16 protein-coding genes are annotated in these 21,937 nt (G+C 66.8%); 10 read left to right on the top strand and 6 right to left on the bottom strand.

The annotated features are described in order from the left end of the window. Position 1 precedes the first annotated feature (1 nt). Positions 2-1,411 (bottom strand): MFS transporter, encoded by a 1,410-nt coding sequence (locus AB4Y63_RS08125; RefSeq protein ID WP_441790549.1) that lies wholly within the window; start codon positions 1,409-1,411, stop codon positions 2-4. Between the two features lie 139 nt (positions 1,412-1,550). Further along, positions 1,551-2,996, bottom strand: coding sequence for a flavin monoamine oxidase family protein (locus AB4Y63_RS08120; RefSeq protein ID WP_441790548.1), 1,446 nt, complete (start codon positions 2,994-2,996; stop codon positions 1,551-1,553). A 377-nt stretch (positions 2,997-3,373) separates the two neighbouring features. Between AB4Y63_RS08120 and dnaK the strand changes: the two genes are divergently transcribed. From dnaK to AB4Y63_RS08095, 5 genes are all read left to right on the top strand, one after another. Next, positions 3,374-5,233 (top strand): molecular chaperone DnaK, encoded by a 1,860-nt coding sequence (gene dnaK, locus AB4Y63_RS08115; protein WP_441790547.1) that lies wholly within the window; start codon positions 3,374-3,376, stop codon positions 5,231-5,233. 2 nt (positions 5,234-5,235) lie between these two features. Further along, a complete protein-coding gene (locus tag AB4Y63_RS08110) occupies positions 5,236-5,823 on the top strand; it encodes a nucleotide exchange factor GrpE (RefSeq protein WP_441790546.1) in 588 nt (195 codons plus the stop codon). After that, positions 5,816-6,811 (top strand): DnaJ C-terminal domain-containing protein, encoded by a 996-nt coding sequence (locus AB4Y63_RS08105; RefSeq protein WP_441790545.1) that lies wholly within the window; start codon positions 5,816-5,818, stop codon positions 6,809-6,811. Before AB4Y63_RS08110 ends, AB4Y63_RS08105 begins: the two co-directional genes overlap by 8 nt. Before the next feature lie 11 nt (positions 6,812-6,822). Further along, entirely contained in the window at positions 6,823-7,239 is a 417-nt protein-coding gene (locus AB4Y63_RS08100) for a heat shock protein transcriptional repressor HspR (RefSeq protein WP_441790544.1), read from the top strand. 269 nt (positions 7,240-7,508) lie between these two features. Beyond that, positions 7,509-8,669, top strand: a complete 1,161-nt coding sequence (locus AB4Y63_RS08095) for a class I SAM-dependent methyltransferase (protein ID WP_441790543.1) — start codon at positions 7,509-7,511, stop codon at positions 8,667-8,669. Positions 8,670-8,794: 125 nt separating this feature from the next. Here the strand turns inward: AB4Y63_RS08095 and AB4Y63_RS08090 are convergent, their stop codons facing one another. Continuing rightward, positions 8,795-9,802 carry a hypothetical protein gene (locus tag AB4Y63_RS08090; protein ID WP_441790542.1) on the bottom strand — a complete coding sequence of 336 codons (1,008 nt, stop codon included), beginning with the start codon at positions 9,800-9,802 and terminating at the stop codon, positions 8,795-8,797. An 86-nt stretch (positions 9,803-9,888) separates the two neighbouring features. Then, a complete protein-coding gene (locus AB4Y63_RS08085) occupies positions 9,889-11,328 on the bottom strand; it encodes a PucR family transcriptional regulator (protein WP_441790541.1) in 1,440 nt (479 codons plus the stop codon). A 118-nt stretch (positions 11,329-11,446) separates the two neighbouring features. Between AB4Y63_RS08085 and AB4Y63_RS08080 the strand changes: the two genes are divergently transcribed. Together AB4Y63_RS08080 and AB4Y63_RS08075 are read left to right on the top strand one after the other, a co-directional pair. Beyond that, positions 11,447-12,544 (top strand): alcohol dehydrogenase catalytic domain-containing protein, encoded by a 1,098-nt coding sequence (locus tag AB4Y63_RS08080; protein ID WP_441790540.1) that lies wholly within the window; start codon positions 11,447-11,449, stop codon positions 12,542-12,544. 58 nt (positions 12,545-12,602) lie between these two features. Next, on the top strand, positions 12,603-14,048 hold the full coding sequence (locus AB4Y63_RS08075) for an APC family permease (protein WP_441790539.1): 1,446 nt from the start codon (positions 12,603-12,605) through the stop codon (positions 14,046-14,048). Positions 14,049-14,186: 138 nt separating this feature from the next. Here the strand turns inward: AB4Y63_RS08075 and AB4Y63_RS08070 are convergent, their stop codons facing one another. Both AB4Y63_RS08070 and AB4Y63_RS08065 read right to left on the bottom strand, forming a co-directional pair. Then, on the bottom strand, positions 14,187-14,825 hold the full coding sequence (locus AB4Y63_RS08070; protein ID WP_441790538.1) for a response regulator: 639 nt from the start codon (positions 14,823-14,825) through the stop codon (positions 14,187-14,189). Then, entirely contained in the window at positions 14,813-16,048 is a 1,236-nt protein-coding gene (locus AB4Y63_RS08065; RefSeq protein WP_441790537.1) for a sensor histidine kinase, read from the bottom strand. Before AB4Y63_RS08065 ends, AB4Y63_RS08070 begins: the two co-directional genes overlap by 13 nt. 108 nt (positions 16,049-16,156) lie before the next feature. On the opposite strand from AB4Y63_RS08065, the gene AB4Y63_RS08060 reads away from it, so the two are divergent. The 3 genes from AB4Y63_RS08060 to AB4Y63_RS08050 all read left to right on the top strand — a co-directional run bounded on the left by AB4Y63_RS08060 (position 16,157) and on the right by AB4Y63_RS08050 (position 21,908). Beyond that, a complete protein-coding gene (locus AB4Y63_RS08060) occupies positions 16,157-16,927 on the top strand; it encodes an ABC transporter ATP-binding protein (RefSeq protein WP_441790536.1) in 771 nt (256 codons plus the stop codon). Continuing rightward, positions 16,927-19,434, top strand: coding sequence for an ABC transporter permease (locus tag AB4Y63_RS08055; protein ID WP_441790535.1), 2,508 nt, complete (start codon positions 16,927-16,929; stop codon positions 19,432-19,434). Before AB4Y63_RS08060 ends, AB4Y63_RS08055 begins: the two co-directional genes overlap by 1 nt. A 359-nt stretch (positions 19,435-19,793) precedes the next feature. Next, positions 19,794-21,908, top strand: a complete 2,115-nt coding sequence (locus tag AB4Y63_RS08050) for a fibronectin type III domain-containing protein (RefSeq protein ID WP_441790534.1) — start codon at positions 19,794-19,796, stop codon at positions 21,906-21,908. Positions 21,909-21,937: the final 29 nt, after the last annotated feature.

Raw genomic sequence — 21,937 nt, 5'->3', positions numbered from 1 at the left:
CCTAGCTGAGCTGCTTCTGCTTCGCGTGCACCGGAATCAGCAGGGCGAGACCGATCGCGATGATCAGCACGATGCCGAGGATGCCCCAGTACTGTGCGCCGCCCAGGGTCACGAAAAGTGCGAAAGCGGTGGGCGCCAGGAACGTGGCCGCCTTGCCGGTCGTCGCATAGAGGCCGAAGACCTCGCCCTCGCGCCCGGCCGGAATGACGCGGGCGAGGAACGAACGGCTCGCCGACTGCGCCGGTCCGACGAAGAGGCAGAGTGCGAGGCCGAAGGTCCAGAACACGATCTGGCCGCCGTCGTGAAAAATGAACACGGCCAGGCCGCAGACGATCAGGCCGACGAGTGACGCGACGATGACCGGCTTGGGGCCGACCTTGTCGTCGAGCAGGCCGATTGTGATGGTGGCGACCCCGGCGACCACGTTTGCGGCGATCGCGAAGATGATGACCTCGCCGGCCGAGAATCCGAAGGTGCCCGCTGCCAGGATGCCACCGAACGCGAAGACGCCGGTGAGCCCGTCTCGGAAGACCGCGCTGGCGATCAAGAAGTAGACGGTCTGCCGACTGTTCTTCCACAGCGCGGCGATGTCGCGGCCGAGGCGGGCGTACGAGGCGAAGAACCCGACCTTCTCGCGCGCCACCTTCGCCGGCGCATGGTACTCCGGCACGGCGAGCAGAACGGGCAGCGCGAACAGGCCGAACCATGCGGCAGAGATGAGCATCGCCACGCGCACCGACAGTCCCTCGTCACCGGTCACGCCGAACAGGCCGACCTCGGGATTKATGAAGCCGAAGTACACGATCAGCAGCAGCACGATGCCACCGAAGTAGCCCATCGACCAGCCGAATCCGCTGACCTTGCCGATCGAGCGCGGTGTGGAGACGTAGGCGAGCATCGCGTTGTAGTTGACCGACGCGAATTCGAAGAACACGGTTCCGACGACCAGCAACAACAGGCCGAGCCAGAGGTAGCCGGGCTCGGGTTTGACGAAGAACATCAGTGCCGTGACCGCGACGACGATGTACGTGTTGACCGCGAGCCAGAACTTGCGGCGACCAGAGACATCCGAACGTTGCCCGGTGATCGGCGCGAGTGCGGCGACGAGAAGGCCGCCGATGGCGAGCGTCCAGCCGAGCTGCGCCGAGACGAAGGCTTCGCCGCCGAAGGATTCACTCGTGAGGTAGACGGTGAAAACGAAGGTGGTGACGACGGCGTTGAACGCCGATCCGCCCCAATCCCAGAGGCTCCAGGCGAAGATGCGACCCTTGCGGGCACCCTGCGCCGAGACCGCTTCGATCTGCTCGGTCGAAATTCCGATCGTCGCCGCCGCCCCGTCGGCCGGGGTCAGGTGGGCCGGCGGAAAGTTGCGGGGCGCATCGGAGGGGTCCGGCGTCGAGTTGTCGGTCATGGCCTCAGGGTAGCGGGTGCAGAAACCCGGGAGGTGCGCTCGTTCGGCGCGTTCTCGCCGTGCTGTTCACGCTCCGGGTGCCGCACCCTCGTCGGTCCGGGCGGGCAGGTCGTTCCCGCCCGGACTGACTGTCGGCCGGCTACGCCAGCGCGGCCAGTGCCTGGTTCGCCGCGACGATGCCGGAGTTGCGCGAGGAGTGCACTGTGCTGGTGGTCATGCCCGCCCAGAACAGCGTGTTGTTGATCGGGGTGTTCAGGCCGGAGCGACGCGAGAAGGGTCCGGGGTAGGCGCCGCGGGCGTACTGGTCTTTCGACCAGTCGTAGGTGGAGGCGTTCACGTACTCAAGATCCGGCTTGCCGCTTGTGGCCCGCACAGTCTCGAGCGCGGCGGCGAGGCGATCCTGCTCGGGCAGGTCGAGCAACGCTTGCGCTTTCCCGCCGGTCATCCAGGTTACGACGAGTTGCCCGGTGTAGCCGGGGGTTCCCTCAGACGCGTTCCAGGTCGACGGCGGGTTCATGTCGAAGGGGGTCAGGATGTCCCAGTCCGGCGTGCTGGGCATCCCCACGGGGAGCACGGGTTCCGCGAACTCAAGAATTGCCTTGAACACGGACAGGTAGCTGATCTCCTGGATCGCCGCGCTGCGCGCCGCCGGCAGCGGCGGGTTGAAGGTGATGTCGCCGTTCTTCAGAACGCCGCCGGGCACGGCGAGGACGATCGTGCGCGCCTTGTATGTGTCGCTGCCGACGTGCACCTCCACGCGGTTCTTGTTGCGGTAGTCGATGCTCGTGACCGGGCTGTTCAACACAATGGGGATGCCCGCCGCGAGCGGCTGCAGCACCTGCTTGTAGCCGCCGATGACGCGGTAGTCCCCGTACGCCTCGGGAGGCATCGGGCCCGACTCGCCCTGCAGCGAGAGGGCGAACTCGACATCGCCGAAGATGAATTCGGCGGGCAGCACGTCGAACTGTTCGGTATCGACCTCGATAGCGAGCACCGAGATCGGGTAGTTAGAACGCGGAATGCCGATCCGGTTCAGCCAATCGAGAGCTGTCTCGCCATCGAGGGGCTCCGGGAGGCCGCCGGGGAAGGACGGGGCGCCCTCGGGGAAATGGAACGTCTCGAAAGTGCTGGCGTCGACCCAGGCCGCGTCGCTGGCGTTGTACTTCCCGAAGGTCTTCTCGAACCGGTGGGTCTGCAGGCCTTGCTGATTGATGAGGTCCCAGGTCGACACGGTGTTGCCGTGCACAAGCTCGGCGCCCCGCTCGAACGGGATGGTCATCGACGTGCTGTCGGTCCAGAGGCGGCCGCCCGTGCGGTTGCGCGCCTCCAGCACGAGCACCTTCTTGCCGGCGTCGGCGATCACGCGCGCTGCGCCAAGGCCGGCTGGGCCGGCGCCGATCACGATCGTGTCCCACATGCGGTTCAGGGATCCCTGAACTCCGGGCGAGGTGCGGGCGCCCGCAGTGAGCAGCACGCCGGCGGTCGCGGCTGCGGCGAACCCGACCACCGAACGGCGCGTCACGTCGCCGAGGCCTTTCTGCATTGGTTCGGGTTCGATCGCGGGATGCATCTCTGAACCGGTCATGACTCGTCCTCCATCGGTTGGCGCGGCGGGGAGAAAAGATGAGCGCTGCGCGCCACTCTGCACGCTCCAATCCCGAACCTGTGACGGGATTGCCTGATTATGGGTCGGGACCTTGCTGTTGCCACAGAGATGCGCAGAAATTGTTGCGCTTTCGTTAGAAATTTGTGCCGAAAGTGGATTATTCGTGCAATTCGGGCCTTGCCTCGGATGGTCTTCGAGGGTAGGGCATTCGATCGAAACTGAGAGTTGAGTCAAGTTGACTCAACTTTGTCGGTTTCGGTTTGACACGTTTTTCCCGCTCTGGCATACTTGAGCCACCGGGACTCAACTCTCGGCCCTCAATTTTGAATCACCGAAACACACTGAAGGAGAATCGCATGGCACGTGCAGTTGGAATTGACCTCGGAACCACAAACTCGGTCGTCTCAGTCCTCGAAGGTGGAGAACCCACCGTCATCGCAAACGCCGAAGGCCTCCGCACCACCCCCTCGGTGGTTGCATTCACCAAGGATGGCGAGGTGCTCGTCGGTGAAACCGCCAAGCGTCAGAACGTCACCAACGTTGACCGCACCATCTCCAGCGTGAAGCGCCACATGGGCACCAACTGGAACGTCGACATCGACAGCAAGAAGTACACCCCGCAGGAGATCTCGGCCCGCATCCTCGCCAAACTGAAGAGGGACGCCGAGCAGTACCTGGGCGACACTGTCACGGATGCCGTCATCACGGTTCCTGCGTACTTCAACGACGCAGAGCGTCAGGCCACGAAGGAAGCCGGTGAGATCGCCGGCCTCAACGTGCTGCGCATCATCAACGAGCCGACCGCAGCCGCGCTGGCATACGGCCTGGACAAGGGCAAAGAAGACGAGCTCATCCTGGTCTTCGACCTCGGTGGCGGAACGTTCGACGTTTCCCTCCTTGAGGTGGGCAAGGATGACGACTTCTCGACCATCCAGGTTCGTGCCACTGCCGGTGACAACCGCCTCGGCGGCGACGACTGGGACCAGCGCATCGTTGAGCACCTGATCAAGAAGTTCAAGGAGACCACCGGTGTTGACGTCTCGAACGACAAGATCGCGAAGCAGCGTCTGAAGGAAGCCGCTGAGCAGGCCAAGAAAGAGCTCTCGAGCAGCATGTCGACGAGCATCCAGCTGCCCTACCTCTCGCTGACCGAGAACGGACCGGCCAACCTCGACGAGACGCTGACCCGCGCTCAGTTCGAGCAGATGACGAGCGATCTGCTCGACCGCACGAAGAAGCCGTTCCAGGACGTCATCCGTGAGGCCGGCGTCAAGGTGAGCGACATCGACCACGTCGTTCTTGTCGGTGGATCGACCCGTATGCCCGCTGTCTCCGAGCTCGTCAAGCAGGAGACCGGCGGCCAGGAGCCCAACAAGGGCGTCAACCCTGACGAGGTCGTCGCTGTCGGCGCCGCCCTGCAGGCCGGCGTGCTGAAGGGCGAGCGCAAGGACGTTCTGCTCATCGACGTCACCCCCCTGAGCCTCGGCATCGAGACCAAGGGCGGCATCATGACCAAGCTCATCGAGCGCAACACGGCCATCCCGACCAAGCGCAGTGAAACCTTCACCACGGCCGACGACAACCAGTCGTCCGTTGCGATCCAGGTCTTCCAGGGCGAGCGCGAGTTCACCCGCGACAACAAGAACCTCGGAACGTTCGAGCTGACCGGTATCGCACCGGCTCCGCGCGGCATCCCGCAGGTCGAGGTCACCTTCGACATCGACGCCAACGGCATCGTGCACGTGTCCGCCAAGGACAAGGGCACCGGTAAGGAGCAGTCGATGAAGATCACCGGCGGCTCCTCGCTGAGCAAGGAAGACATCGAGCGGATGGTGCGCGAGGGCGAAGAGCACGCCGCCGAGGACAAGAAGCGCCGCGAGGCCGCTGAAGTTCGCAACGGCGCCGAGCAGCTCGCCTACTCGATCGACAAGCTGATCAAGGAAAACGCGGACAAGCTGCCCGAAGACGTCAAGAGCGAGGTGCAGGGCGACGTTGACGCTCTGAAGTCCGCGCTCGTCGGCGAAGACGACGACGCAGTGAAGACCGCGTTCGACAAGCTGAACGCCAGCCAGGGCAAGCTCGGCGAGGCCATCTACGCCTCCAGCCAGGCCGACGAGGCAGCAGCATCCGCATCCGCAGAGCAGCCGGCCGACTCGTCTTCTGACGAAGACGTTGTCGACGCTGAGGTTGTCGAAGACGAAGAAGAGAAGAAGTAACCATGGCAAACGACACGAATGCAGGGGGCAACCCGGCGGACGAGCCGTTCGACGCAACTGAGGGGGCGCCCACCGGCGCCGCCTCGGCTGCGGCCGACGCCGAGGGAATTGAGGAAGACGAGCTGACGGTTCAGGACATCCTGGATGCCGCAGATCTCGAGGCCAACGACCCGTCGGCCGAGCACCTCGCCGATCTCAAGCGCGTCACGGCCGAATACGCCAACTACCGCAGGCGCACTGAATCGAACCGCGAGGTGGAGCGCGAGCGCCTCACCGGTGGCGTTGTCGCCGTTCTGCTGCCGGTGCTCGACGACCTCGACCGTGCTGAGAAGCACGGCGACCTGGTTGCCGAGACGCCGTTCGCGACGATCGCGGCCAAGCTGCGCGCATCCGTCGAGAAGCTCGGCCTGACGCCGTTCGGCACCGTCGGTGAACCGTTCGACCCCACCGTGCACGAGGCTGTTTTTCAGCAGCCGAGCGCCGATGTCACGGTCGAGACGGTCGCCGACGTGGTCGAGACCGGCTACACCCTAGGCTCCACGCTTCTGCGCGCGGCCAAGGTTGTGGTTCAGGTACCGAGCGATGGCTAGCCAGGACTGGTTCGACAAGGACTTCTACAAGATCCTCGGTGTTTCGAAGAATGTCACGCCGGCCGAGCTGAAGAAGGCCTATCGCAAACTGGCCCGCAAGTATCACCCCGATTCCAACCAGGGTGATCCGGCATCCGAAGCAAAGTTCAAGGAGATCAGCGAGGCCAACTCGGTGCTCTCTGACCCCGAACAGCGCAAGGAATACGACGCAATCCGTGCCATGGGGGGTGGAGCTCGCTTCACCGCCCCCGGCACGGGTGGCGGCCAGCAGGGCGGCTTTGACGACTCGTTCGGTGGCATGTTCGGCGGCGGCGGGCAGCAGAACTACACCTTCCAGCAGGGCGGCGACTACGACGACATTCTCGGCGGGCTGTTCGGCGGGCGCGGTGGCCGGTTTGGCACCGCATCCGGCGGCTACCGCGGTGCCGGCGGACCGACTCGGGGGCGCGACGTTGTCGCATCGACGACCATCGACTTCGTCACCGCAACCCACGGCGATCAGATCACCCTGCAGACACAGGACGGGCGTGAGCTCAAGGTCAAGATCCCGGCCGGCGTTGCCGACGGTCAGAAGATCAAGTTGCGCGGCAAGGGCCAGCCGAGCCTGGATGGCGGTGAAGCCGGCGACATCGTGCTCACGGTGTCGGTGCGCAAGCACCCCGTCTTCGAGCGCGATGGCCTGAACCTGCGCGTCACTGTTCCGATCACCTTCATCGAAGCCACGCTCGGAGCGACGATCGAAGTACCCACCCTCGGTGGGCCACCGGTCAAGCTGCGAGTGGCACCGGGAACCCCGAGCGGCCGCATCCTGCGCGTCAAGGGTCGCGGCGTCGAAACGGCGAAGGGCACCGGCGATCTTCTCGCCGAAGTGCAGGTTGCCGTGCCGTCACACCTCTCGAAAGAGGCGGAAGCGGCCCTCGAGGCGCTCGCCGCAGCGCTGCCCGAAGAGAATCCCCGGGAAGAGCTTCTCGCCAAGGCGCGGGGATAACAGGAATCGACATGGATGAGTTCAGCCGAGTTTTCGTGATCTCCACGGCCGCAGAGTTGGCGGGTATGCACCCGCAGACTCTGCGGCAGTACGACCGCTTGGGTTTGGTCAGCCCCGGGCGCACCCCGGGCAAGTCGCGCCGCTATTCGATGCGCGACGTGGCCAAGCTGCGGGAGATCGCGGAACTCGGTGCCGAAGGCGTGAGCCTGGAAGGCATCCGTCGCATTCTCGAACTCGAAGATCGCGTGCGTGGGCTCGAATCCCGCCTGCGCGAGCTGGAATCGGCACTGGCCGATGAGTTGCTCAGCCGTCCGGGGCGTCGCGTGTTCGCGGCGGGCTCCGCGGGTGACGTCATCTCGATGAAGGCCGGCACCCGGATGCGCCGCTCGAATCAGATCGTTGTCTGGCGGCCGCTCGATCGCGGCTAGCGCGATTCTCTGACTCAGCCTCGCGGCACATATGTACGAAGCCGGCACGCGTTCAATCGCGTGCCGGCTTTTTCGTTGCGTGCCGCGACACGCGCACGGGTACGCGTGTCGCCCACGTCTTTCTCGCGCGTGCGCGCAAATTGTCGCCTCGACTTCGGTCGGCCGACGATGTGGGCGCACGCGTGAGTCTTAGGTCGAGATCGGTCGGTCGGCCCGCTGCTCCGCGGCCTCGGCGCTGGCCAACGGATGCGCGAGGTAGCGTTGACGAAGTGACTTCTGAATTCTCGTTCGACCTTCTGCGCCGCTGGCCCGACGTTGAGGCGACGAACCTGTTCGCCGTCGACGCGAGCGACCGGCTGATCCTCGCGGAGGCGGCCGACGACCTCGCTGCCGCAGCGGCCGCCGCCACATCGGGTGGCGAGCTGCCGGGTGCCGTCGTCGTGATCGAAGACCATTACGGCGCACTGACCCTGGGGGCCGCGGCGCAGGCCGGGCTGGTCGGCATCCGGGTGCATCAGGACGCCCTCTCCGGCGAGCTTGCTCTCGCCGCAAACGCCGCCGAAGCCGGACTCTCCGGCGCCTATCGTTCGCTCGACCTCGGCGCAGAGCTCGTGCAGGGCGCGCGCGTCGTGCTGATGCAGCTTCCGCGCAGCCTTTCGGCGCTCGACGAGATTGCCGCCGACATCGCCCGCTACGCCGACCCCTCGGTGCGCGTCTACGCAGGCGGCCGGGTCAAGCACATGACCCCGGCGATGAACGAGGTGCTGCGCCGTCACTTCGGCGAGGTCACCGCTTCACTGGCAGCCCAGAAGTCGCGCGTGCTCACCGCATCGCAGCCGCTGACCAGCGCCGAAGCCCTCTCGGAATGGCCGCACCGCGCCGTGCACGCCGACCTCGGGCTGACCGTTTGCGCCCACGGGGCCGCGTTCGCCGGCACCACCATCGACATCGGCACTCGCTTCCTGCTCGAGTTCATCGATCGTATGAAGCCCGATGCTCAGACGGCGATCGATCTCGGCTGCGGCACCGGCGTGCTGGCGACCTCGCTCGCCCTCGCCCGCCCGACCCTTCACGTGACCGCCAGCGACCAGTCGGCCGCTGCCGTCGCATCCGCCCGCGCCACGGCCGAGGCGAACGGCGTGGCCGACCGGATCACCGTCGTGCGCGACGACGCGCTGCAGAGCCAGCAGGATGCCTCGGCCGAGCTGATCGTGTTGAACCCGCCGTTTCACATCGGCAACTCGGTGCACGCCGGAATCGCCCTCAAACTGTTCGAGGACGCGGCCCGTGTGCTGAAGCCCGGCGGCGAACTCTGGACCGTGTGGAACACGCACCTCGGCTACCGCCCCGCCCTGAACCGCATGGTCGGCCCGACCCACCAGGTCGGCCGCAACACCAAGTTCACAGTCACCGTCTCCACGCGTGGCTAACTCCTGCAATCCTTCGGAATCACGCTGAAAAGTGCCCTCCCGAGGTGATTTTGGCCGGGATTGCAGGAGTTAGCCCCACCCCTTTCCCCACGAGCTGAGGCTAGCCAGCTAGCCAGCCAAACAGCCTAGCTGGCTGCAGCGACGAGGTGGCCGAGCAAGGCGATGAAGTAGTCGCGGTTGTCGTCGGTGATCGAGGGCAGAGTGGGGACGAAGTGTGCGTCGGCGATTCGAAACGCTTTCTTATCGGCGACCCACTCAATGTCTCTGATGTCGGAGAGCGCCGTTCGGTCAAGCGGCTCCATGAGGTCCCGGGAGTACAGGGCGCGATCGGTGATCGCGAGTCCGTAGATGCCGGCCAAGGTCGCGCTCGACAGCGATGTGCGCACCGACTCGTCGGCAGGGAGCTGCCATTTTGCGCTCAGCTTGGCGAGTTTCTTCGCGTCTTTCGGGCGACTGGGAAGCAGAAAATCCTCGCTGAGACGGCTCGCCCGCACAAGCTGATCGACGTTGTTGTCGGTGTCGCCGGCGTCGGCTGCCGCGTCAGCCACGGCACCGCTAGACGATGCGCCCAGCTCTCCTTGAAGCGTGCCGATCACGTCGCGCAGGTAGGCAGCGGAATCTGCCGGGCTTGACGGCATGAGCAACCGTGCAATCTGGTCGAGTCCGATGCGGGAGCTGCCGATCGCAAGTGCGTGTGCGTCGGCCTGAATAGAGGAGACGTCGACAGTGTTGAGCGCAAGTTGGGCTGAGCTGTTGCCGACATCCATCAGATAGAGCGTGCGATCGGTGATGAGGATTCCGTTTGACGACCGTCTGGCCAGGAGATCGTAGGAATGGAATCCCCAGTAGAGCACTGGCAATTCACCGTCGGAGGCGGCGTGCGGCAGATAGAGCTGTTCCACAGCCTTCCAGAACACGACGTCGGCATCGGCGAATTCCGGATGCCCGATCTGGTCGGGAAGAAAGACGAATGAGTTGATCGAATCGGGTACGCCCACCGCGGCGACCGTTGCGGCGAGATGCTCGAAAAGTGTCAGACGGGCCGGTGAAAGTGTCTCGAGATAGTCGGAAAGCTCGTTCTTCTTGCCCATCATCTGCCCCCAGAGGTTGATAGCTGCGCTCTTCGACGCCATCCTATCTGGGCCATTTCGCGCGGTGCATTCGAACGCCTTGGGACGCACTCAGCGCCAACGATACACACGGGCTGGAAGGAGCAGGCTCAGCGCTCCATCGCCCGAATCGCCAGCCACGCCGCCGTGCGATCGTCGGGGTCTGACATCGACAAGCCGGTGAGCTCCTCGATGCGCTGGATGCGACTCGTCAACGTCTGACGATGGATGCCGAGCTGCCTCGCGGTGACACCCCAGGAGCCGTGCTCGGCCAGGTAGACCCGCAGCGTACTGGTGAGCTCACCGTGCCGACCGTTCGCCCCACGCAGCCCGTCGAGGGCGTTGGCAATCTGCGCCGCCCCGTCGTCGTCGAGGCGGTCGAGCACATATTTCACGGTCGGGAGCGCGCGATAGCGGGCGAGCGGCCGGCCGTCGGTGACGGCCACGTCGTGCGCTTGGCGTGCCTCAGAGGCGCTCCGACCGAGGGCATCGATGCCGGCGCTCGAACCGATGCCACACCGCAGCGGAACCTGCACCTCGCTGGCATAGCGCTCGACCCAGTCCGTGATCTGGGCGACGTGGTCGTCACGCACAAAACCGAGCACCCGACCGTTCACCGTCGTCATCACATGCACCCAGCCCAACTCGTCGAACCAGCGCGTGACGAGGCGTTCGAGGTCGACGGCCTTCGACCGCGAGCTCAGCACGAAAGCGGTCAACGATGTCTCGTGAACGCCCCACCGCTGCAGCAGGGATTCCGCGGCGGCGGGCGTGCCGGACACCAGAGTTGAGATCATGACCTCGCGGCCGAGTTGCTCGGTCATGGTGTGGTCGTGGGTGCGCAGAATGAGGTCGAGCAGCGCCGCCGCCTGCGAGGCCAAGTCGCGGTTGCGGCTCATCGACCTCTCGTGGGAAGCGATCACCAGATACGCCGTCAGGTCTTCATTCGGGCCCACCGGGTGCACCTGCAGGCCCGGGTGGCGTACGCGCACCGGCCGCCGAAAGGCCACTGCCGTCGCATCCTGCACATGCAGGGCTCCGGCTCCGGCGCTGGCGATCGGATGCCCCTGGCCGTCGAGCAGCACAGCCCAGCCATCGATGCGTGCGGCGAGTTCTGCGATCACCGCGCTCACCCCGCCGCGACGGGCAACCTGGGTGAGCACCTTCGTTCCACTCGTCACGAGGCGGTCTTCTGCCGCTTGGTCGGTGGCCAGGAGTGCGACGAGGGTCGGCTGCAATACGAGAGCGTCGGCTCCGGGGCAGAGAATCGCCGTCGCCCGCGACGCTTCGATCAGCTCGCGGAGTTCCCGAGAATCCTCGGTGGTCACCAGAACCGCCTGGCGCACGGCATCGCGGCGCGGGTCGGCTGGGTCGAGGAGCGCGCGAAGCTCGGCCGGAGTCGCGACGACGAGGCTCGCGAAATTCGGATGCGCGTGCACGGTGAAATCCGCAGCCGGGACCGCCGAGTCAACGGGCGCGCCGCCGCTGACCCAGCTGCCGACAAGCGTTCCGGCGAGCACCCGGGCAACTGAAGAAACGTCTCGAGCCATGCAAGCAATTGTACGAAATGTTGAAGAAGCAGAAATTGCTCACACTTTTTCGCAATGAATGCGTCGAGATTCGCTCCTAACATCGGCGTATCCCGATATTCAATCCCAGGAGGATTTCATGAAGGCCGTTGTCTTCCGCTCGCCCGGTGCGCCCCTCGAATACATCGACGTCGAACTCGCCGCCCCCAAGGCCGGGGAAGTGCGCGTCAAGATCGCCGCCGCCGGCGTCTGCCACTCCGACCTGCACGTCAAGCGCGGCGAATGGGACGCCCCGGCTCCCCTGGTGATGGGTCACGAAGGCTCCGGCGTCGTCGTCGAACTCGGCGAAGGCGTCACGTCCCTGTCGGTCGGCGACCACGTCGTGCTCTCCTGGGTTCCGCCGTGCGGCGAATGCCGCTACTGCCGTTCCGGCCATGAAGCCCGCTGCCAGAAGGTGGCCACCGTCGTCGCCCCGCACGGCGTGCTCTTCGACGGGACCTCCCGCCTCTCGATCGACGGCGAACCCATCCACCACTACCTCGGAGTCTCCTCGTTCGCCGAAGAGGTCGTCGTCCCGGCCTCCGGCGCCGTGAAGGTGCGCGATGATGCGCCGCTCGACGTGGTCGCCCTCGTCGGCTGCGCCGTCGCGACCGGCGTCGGCGCGGTGCTCAACACGGCCGCCGTCGAACCCGGCTCCACGGTCGTCGTGATCGGCTGCGGCGGCGTCGGTCTCAACGTCGTTCAGGGCGCCAAACTAGCCGGTGCCGAGCGCATTGTCGCCATCGACGTGAACGCCGACAAGACCGCCCTGGCCGCACAGTTCGGGGCGACCGACAGCATCGACGCGTCACGGACGGATGCCGTCGCCGCCCTCTACGAGCTCATCCCCGACGGCGTCGACTACGCGTTCGACGCGATCGGGCGCACCTCCACCACCGAGCAGGCCATTCAGATGCTCGGCCTCGGCGGCGCCGCCGTCATCGTCGGCCTCCCGCCGACCGGCGCAAAGGCCTCGTTCGAGCCGCTCGTGCTCGCCGAAGCCGACCAGCGCATCCTGGGCTCCAACTACGGCAGCGTGCGCCCCTCGATCGACATCCCCGCCCTGGTCGACCGCTACATGGATGGCCAGCTCAAGCTGGACCCGCTGGTGTCGGGGCGTCGTCCGCTGGCCGAGGCGGCCCAGGCATTCGAAGACCTCGAGTTCGGCGGCGCACTGCGCACCCTGCTCATCCCCTGACGTTCCCCCGCGTCAGAACCACCCCTCCCGTTCCCCCGACTCATAGGAGAGTTCGTTCATGTCTACAACCACCCGCAGTTCGCGAAAGGCTGAGTCGCCCCCCGTCGACGCCGGTCTCCGTCGCGGCGTGATGAGCGGGCCTGAGCTTGCCGCTCAGGCCATCGCCAACATCGCGCCGACCGCGGTCATCGCGTTCACCGCCGCCGCGATCTTCATCGGCGCCGGCAACGGCACCCTGCTCTCGTTCATCCTGGCGACCATTGTCATCCTCTGTGTCGGTTACTGCGTCGCCACCTTCGCCAAGCGTCACGCGTCGGCCGGCTCGCTCTACACCTACGTGTCGAAGGGCCTCGGCCCGTTCGGCGCCTACCTGGCCGGTGTCGCGCTGATCATCGGCTGCTGGGGCATCGCCGCCGGGTCGCTCGGCGGCTCGATCGCATACATGAGCCAGTTCCTGATCCTTCTCGGCATCCCCGCCGGTGGGGTCGGCGCCCAGGTGGTGCTCGCCATTGTGCTCGGTGGGCTGGCCACCCTGTTCACGATCCGCGGCATCCGCATCTCCGCCCGCGTCTCGCTGGTGCTCGAGCTGGTCTCGGTGAGCATCGTGCTGTTGCTGCTCGTGCTGGCACTGGTCTGGGCCGGCCCGAAGGCATGGGACCCGTCGCTGTTCGACCTGACCGGCGTGCCGCTGTCTGGCGTTGCCACCGGCATGGTGCTCGGTATTCTCGGCTTCGTCGGGTTCTCCTCGGCGGATGCCCTGGGTCGCGAAGCCCGGAACCCGTACACCGCGATTCCCCGCGCCATCATGTGGAGTGCCGTCACGGTCGGCATCCTCTATGTCTTTGCCGCGTACACGCAGCTCGTCGTGCTCGGCGATGCCCTGGCCACCAGTGCCAGCCCGCTTGAAGACATCGCCACGCAGATCGGCCTGCCGAGCTGGTTCGCCTTCCTGATCACCTTCGGCGTCGGCGCCTCGTTCTTCGCCGTCGTCGTCGCACCGCTCAACGTCGTCGGCCGCATCATCTACGTGATGGGCAAGGAAGGCGTCGTGCCCGAGCGCTTCGGCCGCACCCACGAGAGCCACCTCACCCCGCACCGCGTGCTGCTCGTCGCCGGCCCCGCCGCGATCGTGCTGGACATCATCCTGCTCGTCTCCAACGTGCACCCCATGGACATCACCGTGTACGTCGACACCTTCGGCACCTACGGTTACATGGTCGCCTACTCGCTGGTGGCGATCGCCTGTGTGATCTACACAAAGCGGGAGAAGATCCCGAACGTGCTCGTCTGGATCTCGGCCACGATCGCCACGCTGAGCATGATCTACGTGTTCATTGCGAACGTCTACCCGGTTCCCGCCTACCCGCTGAACGTCATCCCGTACATCTTCCTCGTGGTGATGCTCGCGGCCATCGGCTGGTACGTCTACCTGGCGAAGAAGCGCCCAGAGGTGATCCTGAACATCGGCAACACTGAAACCGACCAGCTGGAGGGCATGGGTTAGACCCACCACCTCGCATCGCCGTCAGGCGATCCACAAGCGGCGCCTCCTTCGACATCCTCCCCCCGGATGTCGGGGGAGGCGCCTTTCGCGCGCGCCGACCAGTGCCGCGCCTCCATGAGGTGCCAAGACGCGCGTGGATCAGCTTCGCAGGTAGGCGAGGACGGCAAGGACGCGACGGTGGCCGCTGTCGCTGGAGGCCAAGCCGAGCTTCGCGAAGATGTTCCCGATGTGCTTGCTCACTGCCGTCTCGGTGACGAACAGGCGCCCAGCGATGGAGGCGTTGTCGAGCCCCTCCGCCATCAGACCCAGCACCTCGCGCTCACGCGGCGTGAGCGTCTGCACGGGGTCGTCGGCGCGGCGCCGGCTCATCAGCTGAGAGATGACCTCGGGGTCCATCACGGTGCCGCCCGCTGCAACCCGGTGCAAGGTGTCGATGAATGCGGCCACCTTGCCGACCCTCTCCTTGAGCAGGTAGCCGAGACCGTTCGCGCCCCCGGCGATCAGCTCGCCGGCGTAACGGTCCTCGACGTACGCCGAGAGCACCAGCACGGGGAATCCGGGGCGACGGGTCCGAGCCTCGACAGCCGCTTTCAGGCCTTCGTTGGTGAACGTCGGCGGCATCCGGACGTCGAGCACCGCCACATCCGCCTCATCCAGATGCTCGAGGAACTCCTCGCCGTTGTCGACCGCCGCAACGACGTCGAAGCCCTCGCTGCGCAACAGCAGGGCGAGCCCTTCCCGCAGCAGGGTGTCGTCCTCGGCGATCACGATCCGCACAGTAGCTCCGTCCTCAGTCGAGTCGGCCCGTGGAGCGGGCTGGTCACCGACAGGTTCCCCTCGAATGCCTCGACGCGGCGACGGATGCCGGCCAGACCGCCGCCCGGCCGCTCCCGTGCGCCGCCGACCCCGTCGTCCTCGACGTCGATCACCAGCCGCTCGCCATCACGCGAGACCCGCACCGTGACATGCGATGCCCGGCTGTACTTGTTGACGTTCGTCAGCGCCTCCGCCACCACGAAGTAGCTCGCCGACTCGACCGCCGCCGGAACCCGGCGCACGTCGTCGATCTCGATGGTGCACGGGACGACACTCCGCCCGGCGAGGGAGGCAAGCGCGCCGTCCAGCCCCAGTTCGTCGAGGATCGGCGGGTAGATGTCGTGCACGGTCCTGCGGAGGCCGGCGAGGGCATCCGTCGCCGCATCCTGGGCACGCCGCAGATGCGGGAGGGCATCGGTCGTCCCGGTTTCCATCGCCCGTTCGGCGATGCCGAGCATCATCACGACGCTGACCAGACGATTCTGCGCGCCGTCGTGGAGATCGCGTTCGATGCGACGCAGCTCGGCGGCGTGCGCGTCGAGGGCTGCGGCGCGACTCAACGTCAGGGCATCCACCCGCCCCGCGAGGAGCGTCTTCGGCGGCGCTGAGAGCAACCGTGCCGAGACCCGCGTCAGCAGCCGTGCAACCGCGGGGATCAGTGCCCAGCAGATGAGCGCGTAGACGACGGCGACGAGCGGCACCGTGGCCGCTATCTCCCACGACGTCACCGGGTACGGGGATGTGATGGGATCGTCGGCCGGGGCGAGCTGCCAGTAGAACGGGACGGCAAGCGAGTTGACGACCCCGAGCGGGAGCAGCACGGTGGTCAGGGAAACGAACAACACGGGCAGGGCGTGCACCGTGAGCCAGACGGCGTCTCGGCCCGCGGCGCGGGAGCAGGCGAAGCGCAGGCGCTCGTCGATCGTGGACCCCGGCGGGAGCGCGGCGGAGGAAACGAGGATCTGCTCGCCCCGGCGGAGGCCGATGCGTCGACGGGCGATGTTGCTCCACCAGTGCAGCGCCTTCACGGCCTCGGGCAGCAGCAGCACCCCGCCCGTGATGATCATGAGCGGCAGGAGCGTGAGGCCGAGGCAGAACAGGACGACGGAAACGACGGATGCCGTGGCCTCGACAGCCACGAACTTCCAATCGCGCAGCCAACGCCGTATCCGTCCTCCTCTCATCCTTCCAGTCTGCCGTAACGCCCGACCCCGCACGGTATAGCCAGCACCACCATCGATCCGGTACCTGGCCGGATGGGGCAGCGCACGCATTCTTCCTAGCGTTGAAGCATGACTTCTCTCCTTCCTGGCGCCGCCCCCGCGACGCCACTCTCCACTGAGGCGCTACGCCTCGACTCCGTCGTCAAGCAATACGGCTCCGGCGCCAACGCGGTGACCGCACTGCGCGGCGTGAGCCTCTCCCTCGGGCGCGGAACCTTCACCGCGATCATGGGGCCGTCCGGCTCGGGCAAGAGCACGCTGCTGCACTGCGCGGCGGGCCTCGACACTCCCACGAGCGGGTCGGTCCGCCTCGGCGGCACGGAGGTCTCCGGGCTGCGCAAGAAGGCACTCACCGAGTTCCGTCGCGACCATGTGGGCTTTGTGTTCCAGGCGTACAACCTGCTCCCCGCCCTCTCGGTGGAGGAGAACATCAGCCTGCCTCTCCTGCTCGCCGGGCGCCAGGTCGAGCGGAGATGGCTGGACTTCCTCCTCGATTCAGTCGGTCTCGCCGACCGTCGACGTCGGCGTCCAGCCGAGCTGTCCGGCGGGCAGCAGCAGCGGGTTGCGATCGCCAGGGCGCTGATCACCCGCCCGTACGTCGTCTTCGGCGATGAACCCACCGGTGCCCTCGACTCCCGCTCCGGCAAGCAGGTGCTGGATCTCCTCGCGCACACCGCACGGGAACTAGACCAGACCGTCGTCGTCGTCACGCACGATCCGGTCGTCGCCGCGCACGCCGACCGGGTGATCTTCCTCGCCGACGGTGCCTTCGCGGGCCACCTCGACGGTGCGACTCCCGCGCAGATCACCGACCGCATGAGCTCCCTCGGGGAGTGGTGATGGCCACCCGACGCCTCGGCTTTGGCCGGTTGGTCAGTGCCGATCTGCGCCATAACCGTGGCAGCTTCACGGGGGTCGCGGTATCGGTATTCGTCGCGACGGCGCTCATCACGGGTCTCGGCGTGCTCGTCGAATCCGGCATCCGCGGCGGTCTCGCGCCGGAACGCTACACGACCGCAGATGTGATCGTCGGCGGCAGCCAGTCCGTCTCCGCCTACGGGGACATCCCCGTGCCCCTGGTCGAACGAGTGCCACTTCCGGCCGGCGTGGCAGACGAGATCGTCGCTCTCCCCGGGGTCGCCTCCGTGGTCGGAGACGTCACAGTGCCACTCGTCGCCGAGGACGGGCCGGTCGAAGCGCATCCGTGGTCGGCCTCGGCCCTGAGCGGGTTCGAGATCCGTGAGGGGGTTGCTCCGTCGGCCCTCGATGAGGTCGTGGTAACGACTTCAGGGGCCGCCGCGATCGGCGACACCCTCAGCCTCAGGCACGGCGGCGACCTCGCTGAGTATCGGGTCGTAGGCATCGCGGAGGCTCCGGTGAAACCTGAGCGCTCCGACCACGTGTTCCTCAGTGAGCAGCGGATCGAGCAGCTCGACCCGCGGGGTGGCGCGGCTCCCGTGCTCGGCGTCTTCGCGGCCGAGGGAACCTCGGTCACAGCGCTGGCGGCGGATATCACCGAGAGGTTTCCCGATCTCACCGCGCAGACGGATGAGGCCAGAGGCGATGTAGAGTTCCTCGACTCCGGCGCCGCTCGTACCTCGCTGGTGGCCATCGGCTCGGCCTTCGCAGGCACGTGCCTCCTCGTCGCGATGTTCATCGTCTCTGGCACCCTGTCGCTCTCGGTTCAGTCCCGTCGACGGGACTTCGCGCTGCTCCGCGCTGTCGGGGCGAGCTCCGCTCAGGTGCACCGATTGGTCGCTCGGGAGGTGCTCGCTGTCGCCTCGCTCGCCGCGCTCCTCGGCATCATTCCCGGCTATTTGTTCGCGACCACGCTGCAAAGCGCCTTCGTGCGGGCCGGAGTGATCCCGGACGGCTTCGCCCTTGCCCTGAGTCCGATTCCCGCTGTCGGTGCGATCATCCTCGTGCTCCTCGCGGGGTGGAGCGCCGCCAGGATCGCCGCGAGCCGCCCGGCGCGGATCGACCCGATCGAGGCGCTGCGAGAGGCCGCGACCGGTCCGGCAATGATCGGCCGTGGCCGGAAGATCACGGGCCTCGCCTTCGGGGCGGCCGGACTGGCACTCTCGATGATCCCGTTGGCTGTTCGCGGTCCGGGCGCCGCCGGTGCGGCCGCCGGGGCGTCGATCGTCCTGATCATCGCGCTCGCACTGCTCGGTCCCGCGCTCGTCGGCCACGCCATCCGTGGCATCGGCGCGGTGCGCCGGCGCAGGTCGGCTGCGGCTTTCCTCGCATCGGCGAACGGCACCGCCAACGCGCAACGGCTGGCCTCGGCGATCACGCCGATTGCCCTGGGAATCTCGCTGGGACTCGTGCAGCTCGGCGCTCCGGCGATCGTGGCCAGCGAGGCGAGTGCGCAGGCCCAGGCCGGCGTCATCGCAGAACTGCGGGTGAGCGTGCCGGGTGGAATCTCCGATGAGGGCGTCGAAATGATCAGGGCGCTGCCCGGTGTCGCTGGAGTGAACCCGGTGACCGTGAGCCAGGCGGTGCTCGACTACATCGAGTTCGGCGACCAGGAGATCAGCAGTTCCGAGTTCGTCCTGCAGGGTATCGACCCACAGGCGGCCCCGGGAACGATCGACCTCAAGGTGCGGGAGGGGTCGTTGGACGCTCTCGCCGGCGAACACCAGGTCGCACTGAGCAGTGACGCGCGGCAGACGCTCGGTCTGGACATCGGGGAGACCATCGTCGGCCGGTTCGGCGACGGTGCGCCGCTCAAGGCGGAGGTCGTCGCGATCTACGAGCGCGGGCTGGGGTTCGGCGCCGTCACGATGTCCGGCGACGTGGTGCGATCGCACACGACCACCGCCCTGAACGGGTTCGCCCTCGTGGATGCGGGCGACGACGTCGACGCGACACGGTCGGCGCTCGCGGATGCAGGGTTCGCCGTGAGCGGCGGCAGCGGGTTGGCGTCCGCCGGCGCCGACGGGCGGTCGCAGCAGGGCTGGGTGAACATGGTCGCCCTGATCGTGATCCTCGGCTACATCGCGATTGCTGTGGTGAACACCCTGATGATGGCCACCGGGGAGCGCTCCCGTGAATTCGCCTTGATGCAGCTCATCGGCGCGACGCGACGTCAAGTGCGCGGCATGATGCGGACGGAGTCCGTGATGCTCGCGCTGATCGCCGCCGTGTTCGGCGTTGCGATCGCTATACCGCCGCTCGTGGGGATGAGCGTCGGGATCACCGGGCAGCCGATCCCGCACCTCCCCCTGCTGTCGTGCCTCCTCGTGATCGGTTCGATGTGCGCTCTCGCACTGGCCGCCCAGGCAGTGTCGACGCGCTCCGCCTTGCGGACCAGGCCGATCGAGGAGATCGGCTCGCGGCAGTAGGCAGCGCCCGGACGTTACCGCGCCTCCCCGATCCGATTCGAGGGGGCGCGGTGAGGCGTTCCCGACTCAGCCGTGGCGAACGAGCACCCGGTTGACGCGCTCGTTCCCTCGCAAAAGTTGGCACCCCACGGGCAAAGATCGCGACCCCCTTTAGGGTGCGTTCGGCGACCCAGTCGGCAAACGAGGAGTGCCGGAGTTGAGCCGGAGTTGAACATCCTCTGAAGCGTTTGAGAACCCCCTGAGCTGCGCCGAAATCGCCCGATACGTTGACAGCGCTGGCGGTCATTTTGCTGTGCCCGCTGCTCCACTGACACTTCGTGACGCGACCGCGTCCACCACCCAAGGGGGCATCCACCGGGATGATCGGCAATCTGATGACGCGCTGGGCAACTTCGCCGAAGAAGCGCAATACCGTAGTGGCCGGCGGCGTCATCGCCGCGCTGGCTTTGACCGCCGCGGGCGGAGGGATCGCCTTCGCCGCCGGAGGACTCGCTCCGCCCCCGGTTCCGCCGGCGAGCATCCACCTGGCCTCCGCCGTGCCCGACCGGGTGATTCTCACCCCGAGTGCGACGCCGGCGAGCAGCCAGAACGTCTCCTGGCGCACCTCCACCGACGTGACGAGCCCGCAAGTTCAGCTGGCCGCCATGACCGATGGGCCGATCACCCCGTCGAGCACCGTCGCAGCGGTGAGCACGACCCAGATCGCGACCGACCTCGGCTACCCGATCAAATACCACACGGCGACCCTGACCGGGCTGGCCGAATCGACCACCTACGTCTACCGTGTCGGCGACGGCGAGACCTGGAGCGAATGGTTCGAGTTCGCCACGGCATCCGCCAGTGCCGCTCCCTTCAGCTTCTTGGTGCAGGGCGACGCGCAGAACGACGTCAAGTCCTACGCCTCCCGCTCGTTCCGTGCCGCCTTCGAGGCGCGCCCCTACGCGAAGGCCGTCGTGCACCTCGGCGATCTCATCGACACCGACATCGCCGACGCCGAATGGGGTGAATGGTTCGCCGCAGCCGGCTTCCAGAACTCCTACCTCAACGTGATGGCCACCCCCGGAAACCACGAGTACTACCCGGGACCGCAGTTGACCAAGTATTGGAAGGCCCAGTTCGAGTTTCCGGAGAACGGCCCCGCCGACACCCCGGAGATCAAGGCGCAGTTCAGCGAAAACACCTACTTCGTCGACTACCAGGGCGTTCGGTTCATCTCGCTCAACGCCTCGCAGATCAACGGAGCCGACATGACGGCCCAGACCAACTGGCTCGACGCCGTGCTCACCGAGAACCCGAACAAGTGGTCAGTCGTGTCGTTCCACCAGCCGGTCTTCTCGGTGACGAGCGGTCGCGACAACAAGGTCATCCGCGACGCCTGGCTGCCGATCTTCGAGCGCCACAACGTCGACCTCGTGCTGCAGGGCCACGACCACGCCTACGGGCGCGGCAACCTCTTCGCCAACGAGCAGAACCTTCCGGCCGGTGCGAACCCGGCCACCAGCCAGACCGGACCGGTCTACATGGTCACCGTCGCCGGCCCCAAGATGTACGTGCCCGACGACCCGGCCACCAACAACTGGGTCACGAACGGCGCCCACCTGCGGAGCATGAACCGCGACACGCAGATGTACCAGACGGTCGATGTGACGAACGACGAAATCCACGTCGAGAGCCGCACGGTCACCGGCGACCTGTTCGACGCGTTCACGATCGCCAAGACGGATGCCGGCGCCAAGCTGGTGACCGACGAGACGGTCGGACGCGCCAGCGGCCCGGGTTCCGTCCGATCGACGATCAACGCGCCGGAGCGCCCGCCGGTCACGGTGCCGGGTGGAAAGCCGACCCCGACCCCGACTCCGACTCCGACCCCGACCCCGACTCCGACCCCGACCCCGACCCCGACCCCGACTCCGACTCCGACCCCGACGACGGAGCCCACCGCCGTGCCGACGACCGTGCCGACGACAGTTCCGACGAGCGAGCCCACGTCAGTACCGACCACGACGCCGACCACCAAGCCGACCACGGAACCGACCGCATCCCCGACTCCCCGGCCCGGTGCGCTTGAGCTCTCGGTGACAGGCGTCGCAGCCGGCGGAACCTTCTCCATGAAGGGTTCGGGGTTCACCCCGAACGAAGACATGGAGGTCTCGCTGCACTCCGACCCGGTCATCCTCGGTTACCCGACCGCTGACGCGTCAGGAAACTTCACCTTCACCGGTCGCATTCCGGCCGGCATCCCGGCCGGCACGCACACCGTGATCGCCCGCGGCCTGGAATCGGGCGTGACCGCATCGGCGTCCGTCACCGTTCTCCCGGTTGGCTCGGCGAGCACCGGAGTGCGTGACCTCGCCAGCACCGGCGTGGCCCAACTGGGCACGATCATGGCCCTCGTCGGAATCACGATTCTGGCCGGCCTGACCTTGCTGATTCTCGCCCGTCGCCGCCGCACCGCTCGCGGAGACAACGCATGAACCGCACGGCTCCAGGCGGCAATCCAACG

Source organism: Leifsonia sp. YAF41 (assembly GCF_052113185.1).
Taxonomy (GTDB): domain Bacteria; phylum Actinomycetota; class Actinomycetes; order Actinomycetales; family Microbacteriaceae; genus Cryobacterium.
Note: the sequence above shows the minus strand (reverse complement) of the source record. Positions and strands in the feature narration are given on the sequence as shown.

Bases quoted from the DNA above. Each gene is read 5' to 3' on its own strand.
- AB4Y63_RS08120 (WP_441790548.1), bottom strand. From the start codon at position 2,996: ATGACCGGTTCAGAGATGCATCCCGCGATCGAACCCGAACCAATGCAG.
- dnaK (WP_441790547.1), top strand. From the start codon at position 3,374: ATGGCACGTGCAGTTGGAATTGACCTCGGAACCACAAACTCGGTCGTC.
- AB4Y63_RS08110 (WP_441790546.1), top strand. From the start codon at position 5,236: ATGGCAAACGACACGAATGCAGGGGGCAACCCGGCGGACGAGCCGTTC.
- AB4Y63_RS08105 (WP_441790545.1), top strand. From the start codon at position 5,816: ATGGCTAGCCAGGACTGGTTCGACAAGGACTTCTACAAGATCCTCGGT.
- AB4Y63_RS08100 (WP_441790544.1), top strand. From the start codon at position 6,823: ATGGATGAGTTCAGCCGAGTTTTCGTGATCTCCACGGCCGCAGAGTTG.
- AB4Y63_RS08090 (WP_441790542.1), bottom strand. From the start codon at position 9,802: ATGGCGTCGAAGAGCGCAGCTATCAACCTCTGGGGGCAGATGATGGGC.
- AB4Y63_RS08085 (WP_441790541.1), bottom strand. From the start codon at position 11,328: ATGGCTCGAGACGTTTCTTCAGTTGCCCGGGTGCTCGCCGGAACGCTT.
- AB4Y63_RS08080 (WP_441790540.1), top strand. From the start codon at position 11,447: ATGAAGGCCGTTGTCTTCCGCTCGCCCGGTGCGCCCCTCGAATACATC.
- AB4Y63_RS08075 (WP_441790539.1), top strand. From the start codon at position 12,603: ATGTCTACAACCACCCGCAGTTCGCGAAAGGCTGAGTCGCCCCCCGTC.
- AB4Y63_RS08065 (WP_441790537.1), bottom strand. From the start codon at position 16,048: ATGAGAGGAGGACGGATACGGCGTTGGCTGCGCGATTGGAAGTTCGTG.
- AB4Y63_RS08060 (WP_441790536.1), top strand. From the start codon at position 16,157: ATGACTTCTCTCCTTCCTGGCGCCGCCCCCGCGACGCCACTCTCCACT.
- AB4Y63_RS08055 (WP_441790535.1), top strand. From the start codon at position 16,927: ATGGCCACCCGACGCCTCGGCTTTGGCCGGTTGGTCAGTGCCGATCTG.
- AB4Y63_RS08050 (WP_441790534.1), top strand. From the start codon at position 19,794: ATGATCGGCAATCTGATGACGCGCTGGGCAACTTCGCCGAAGAAGCGC.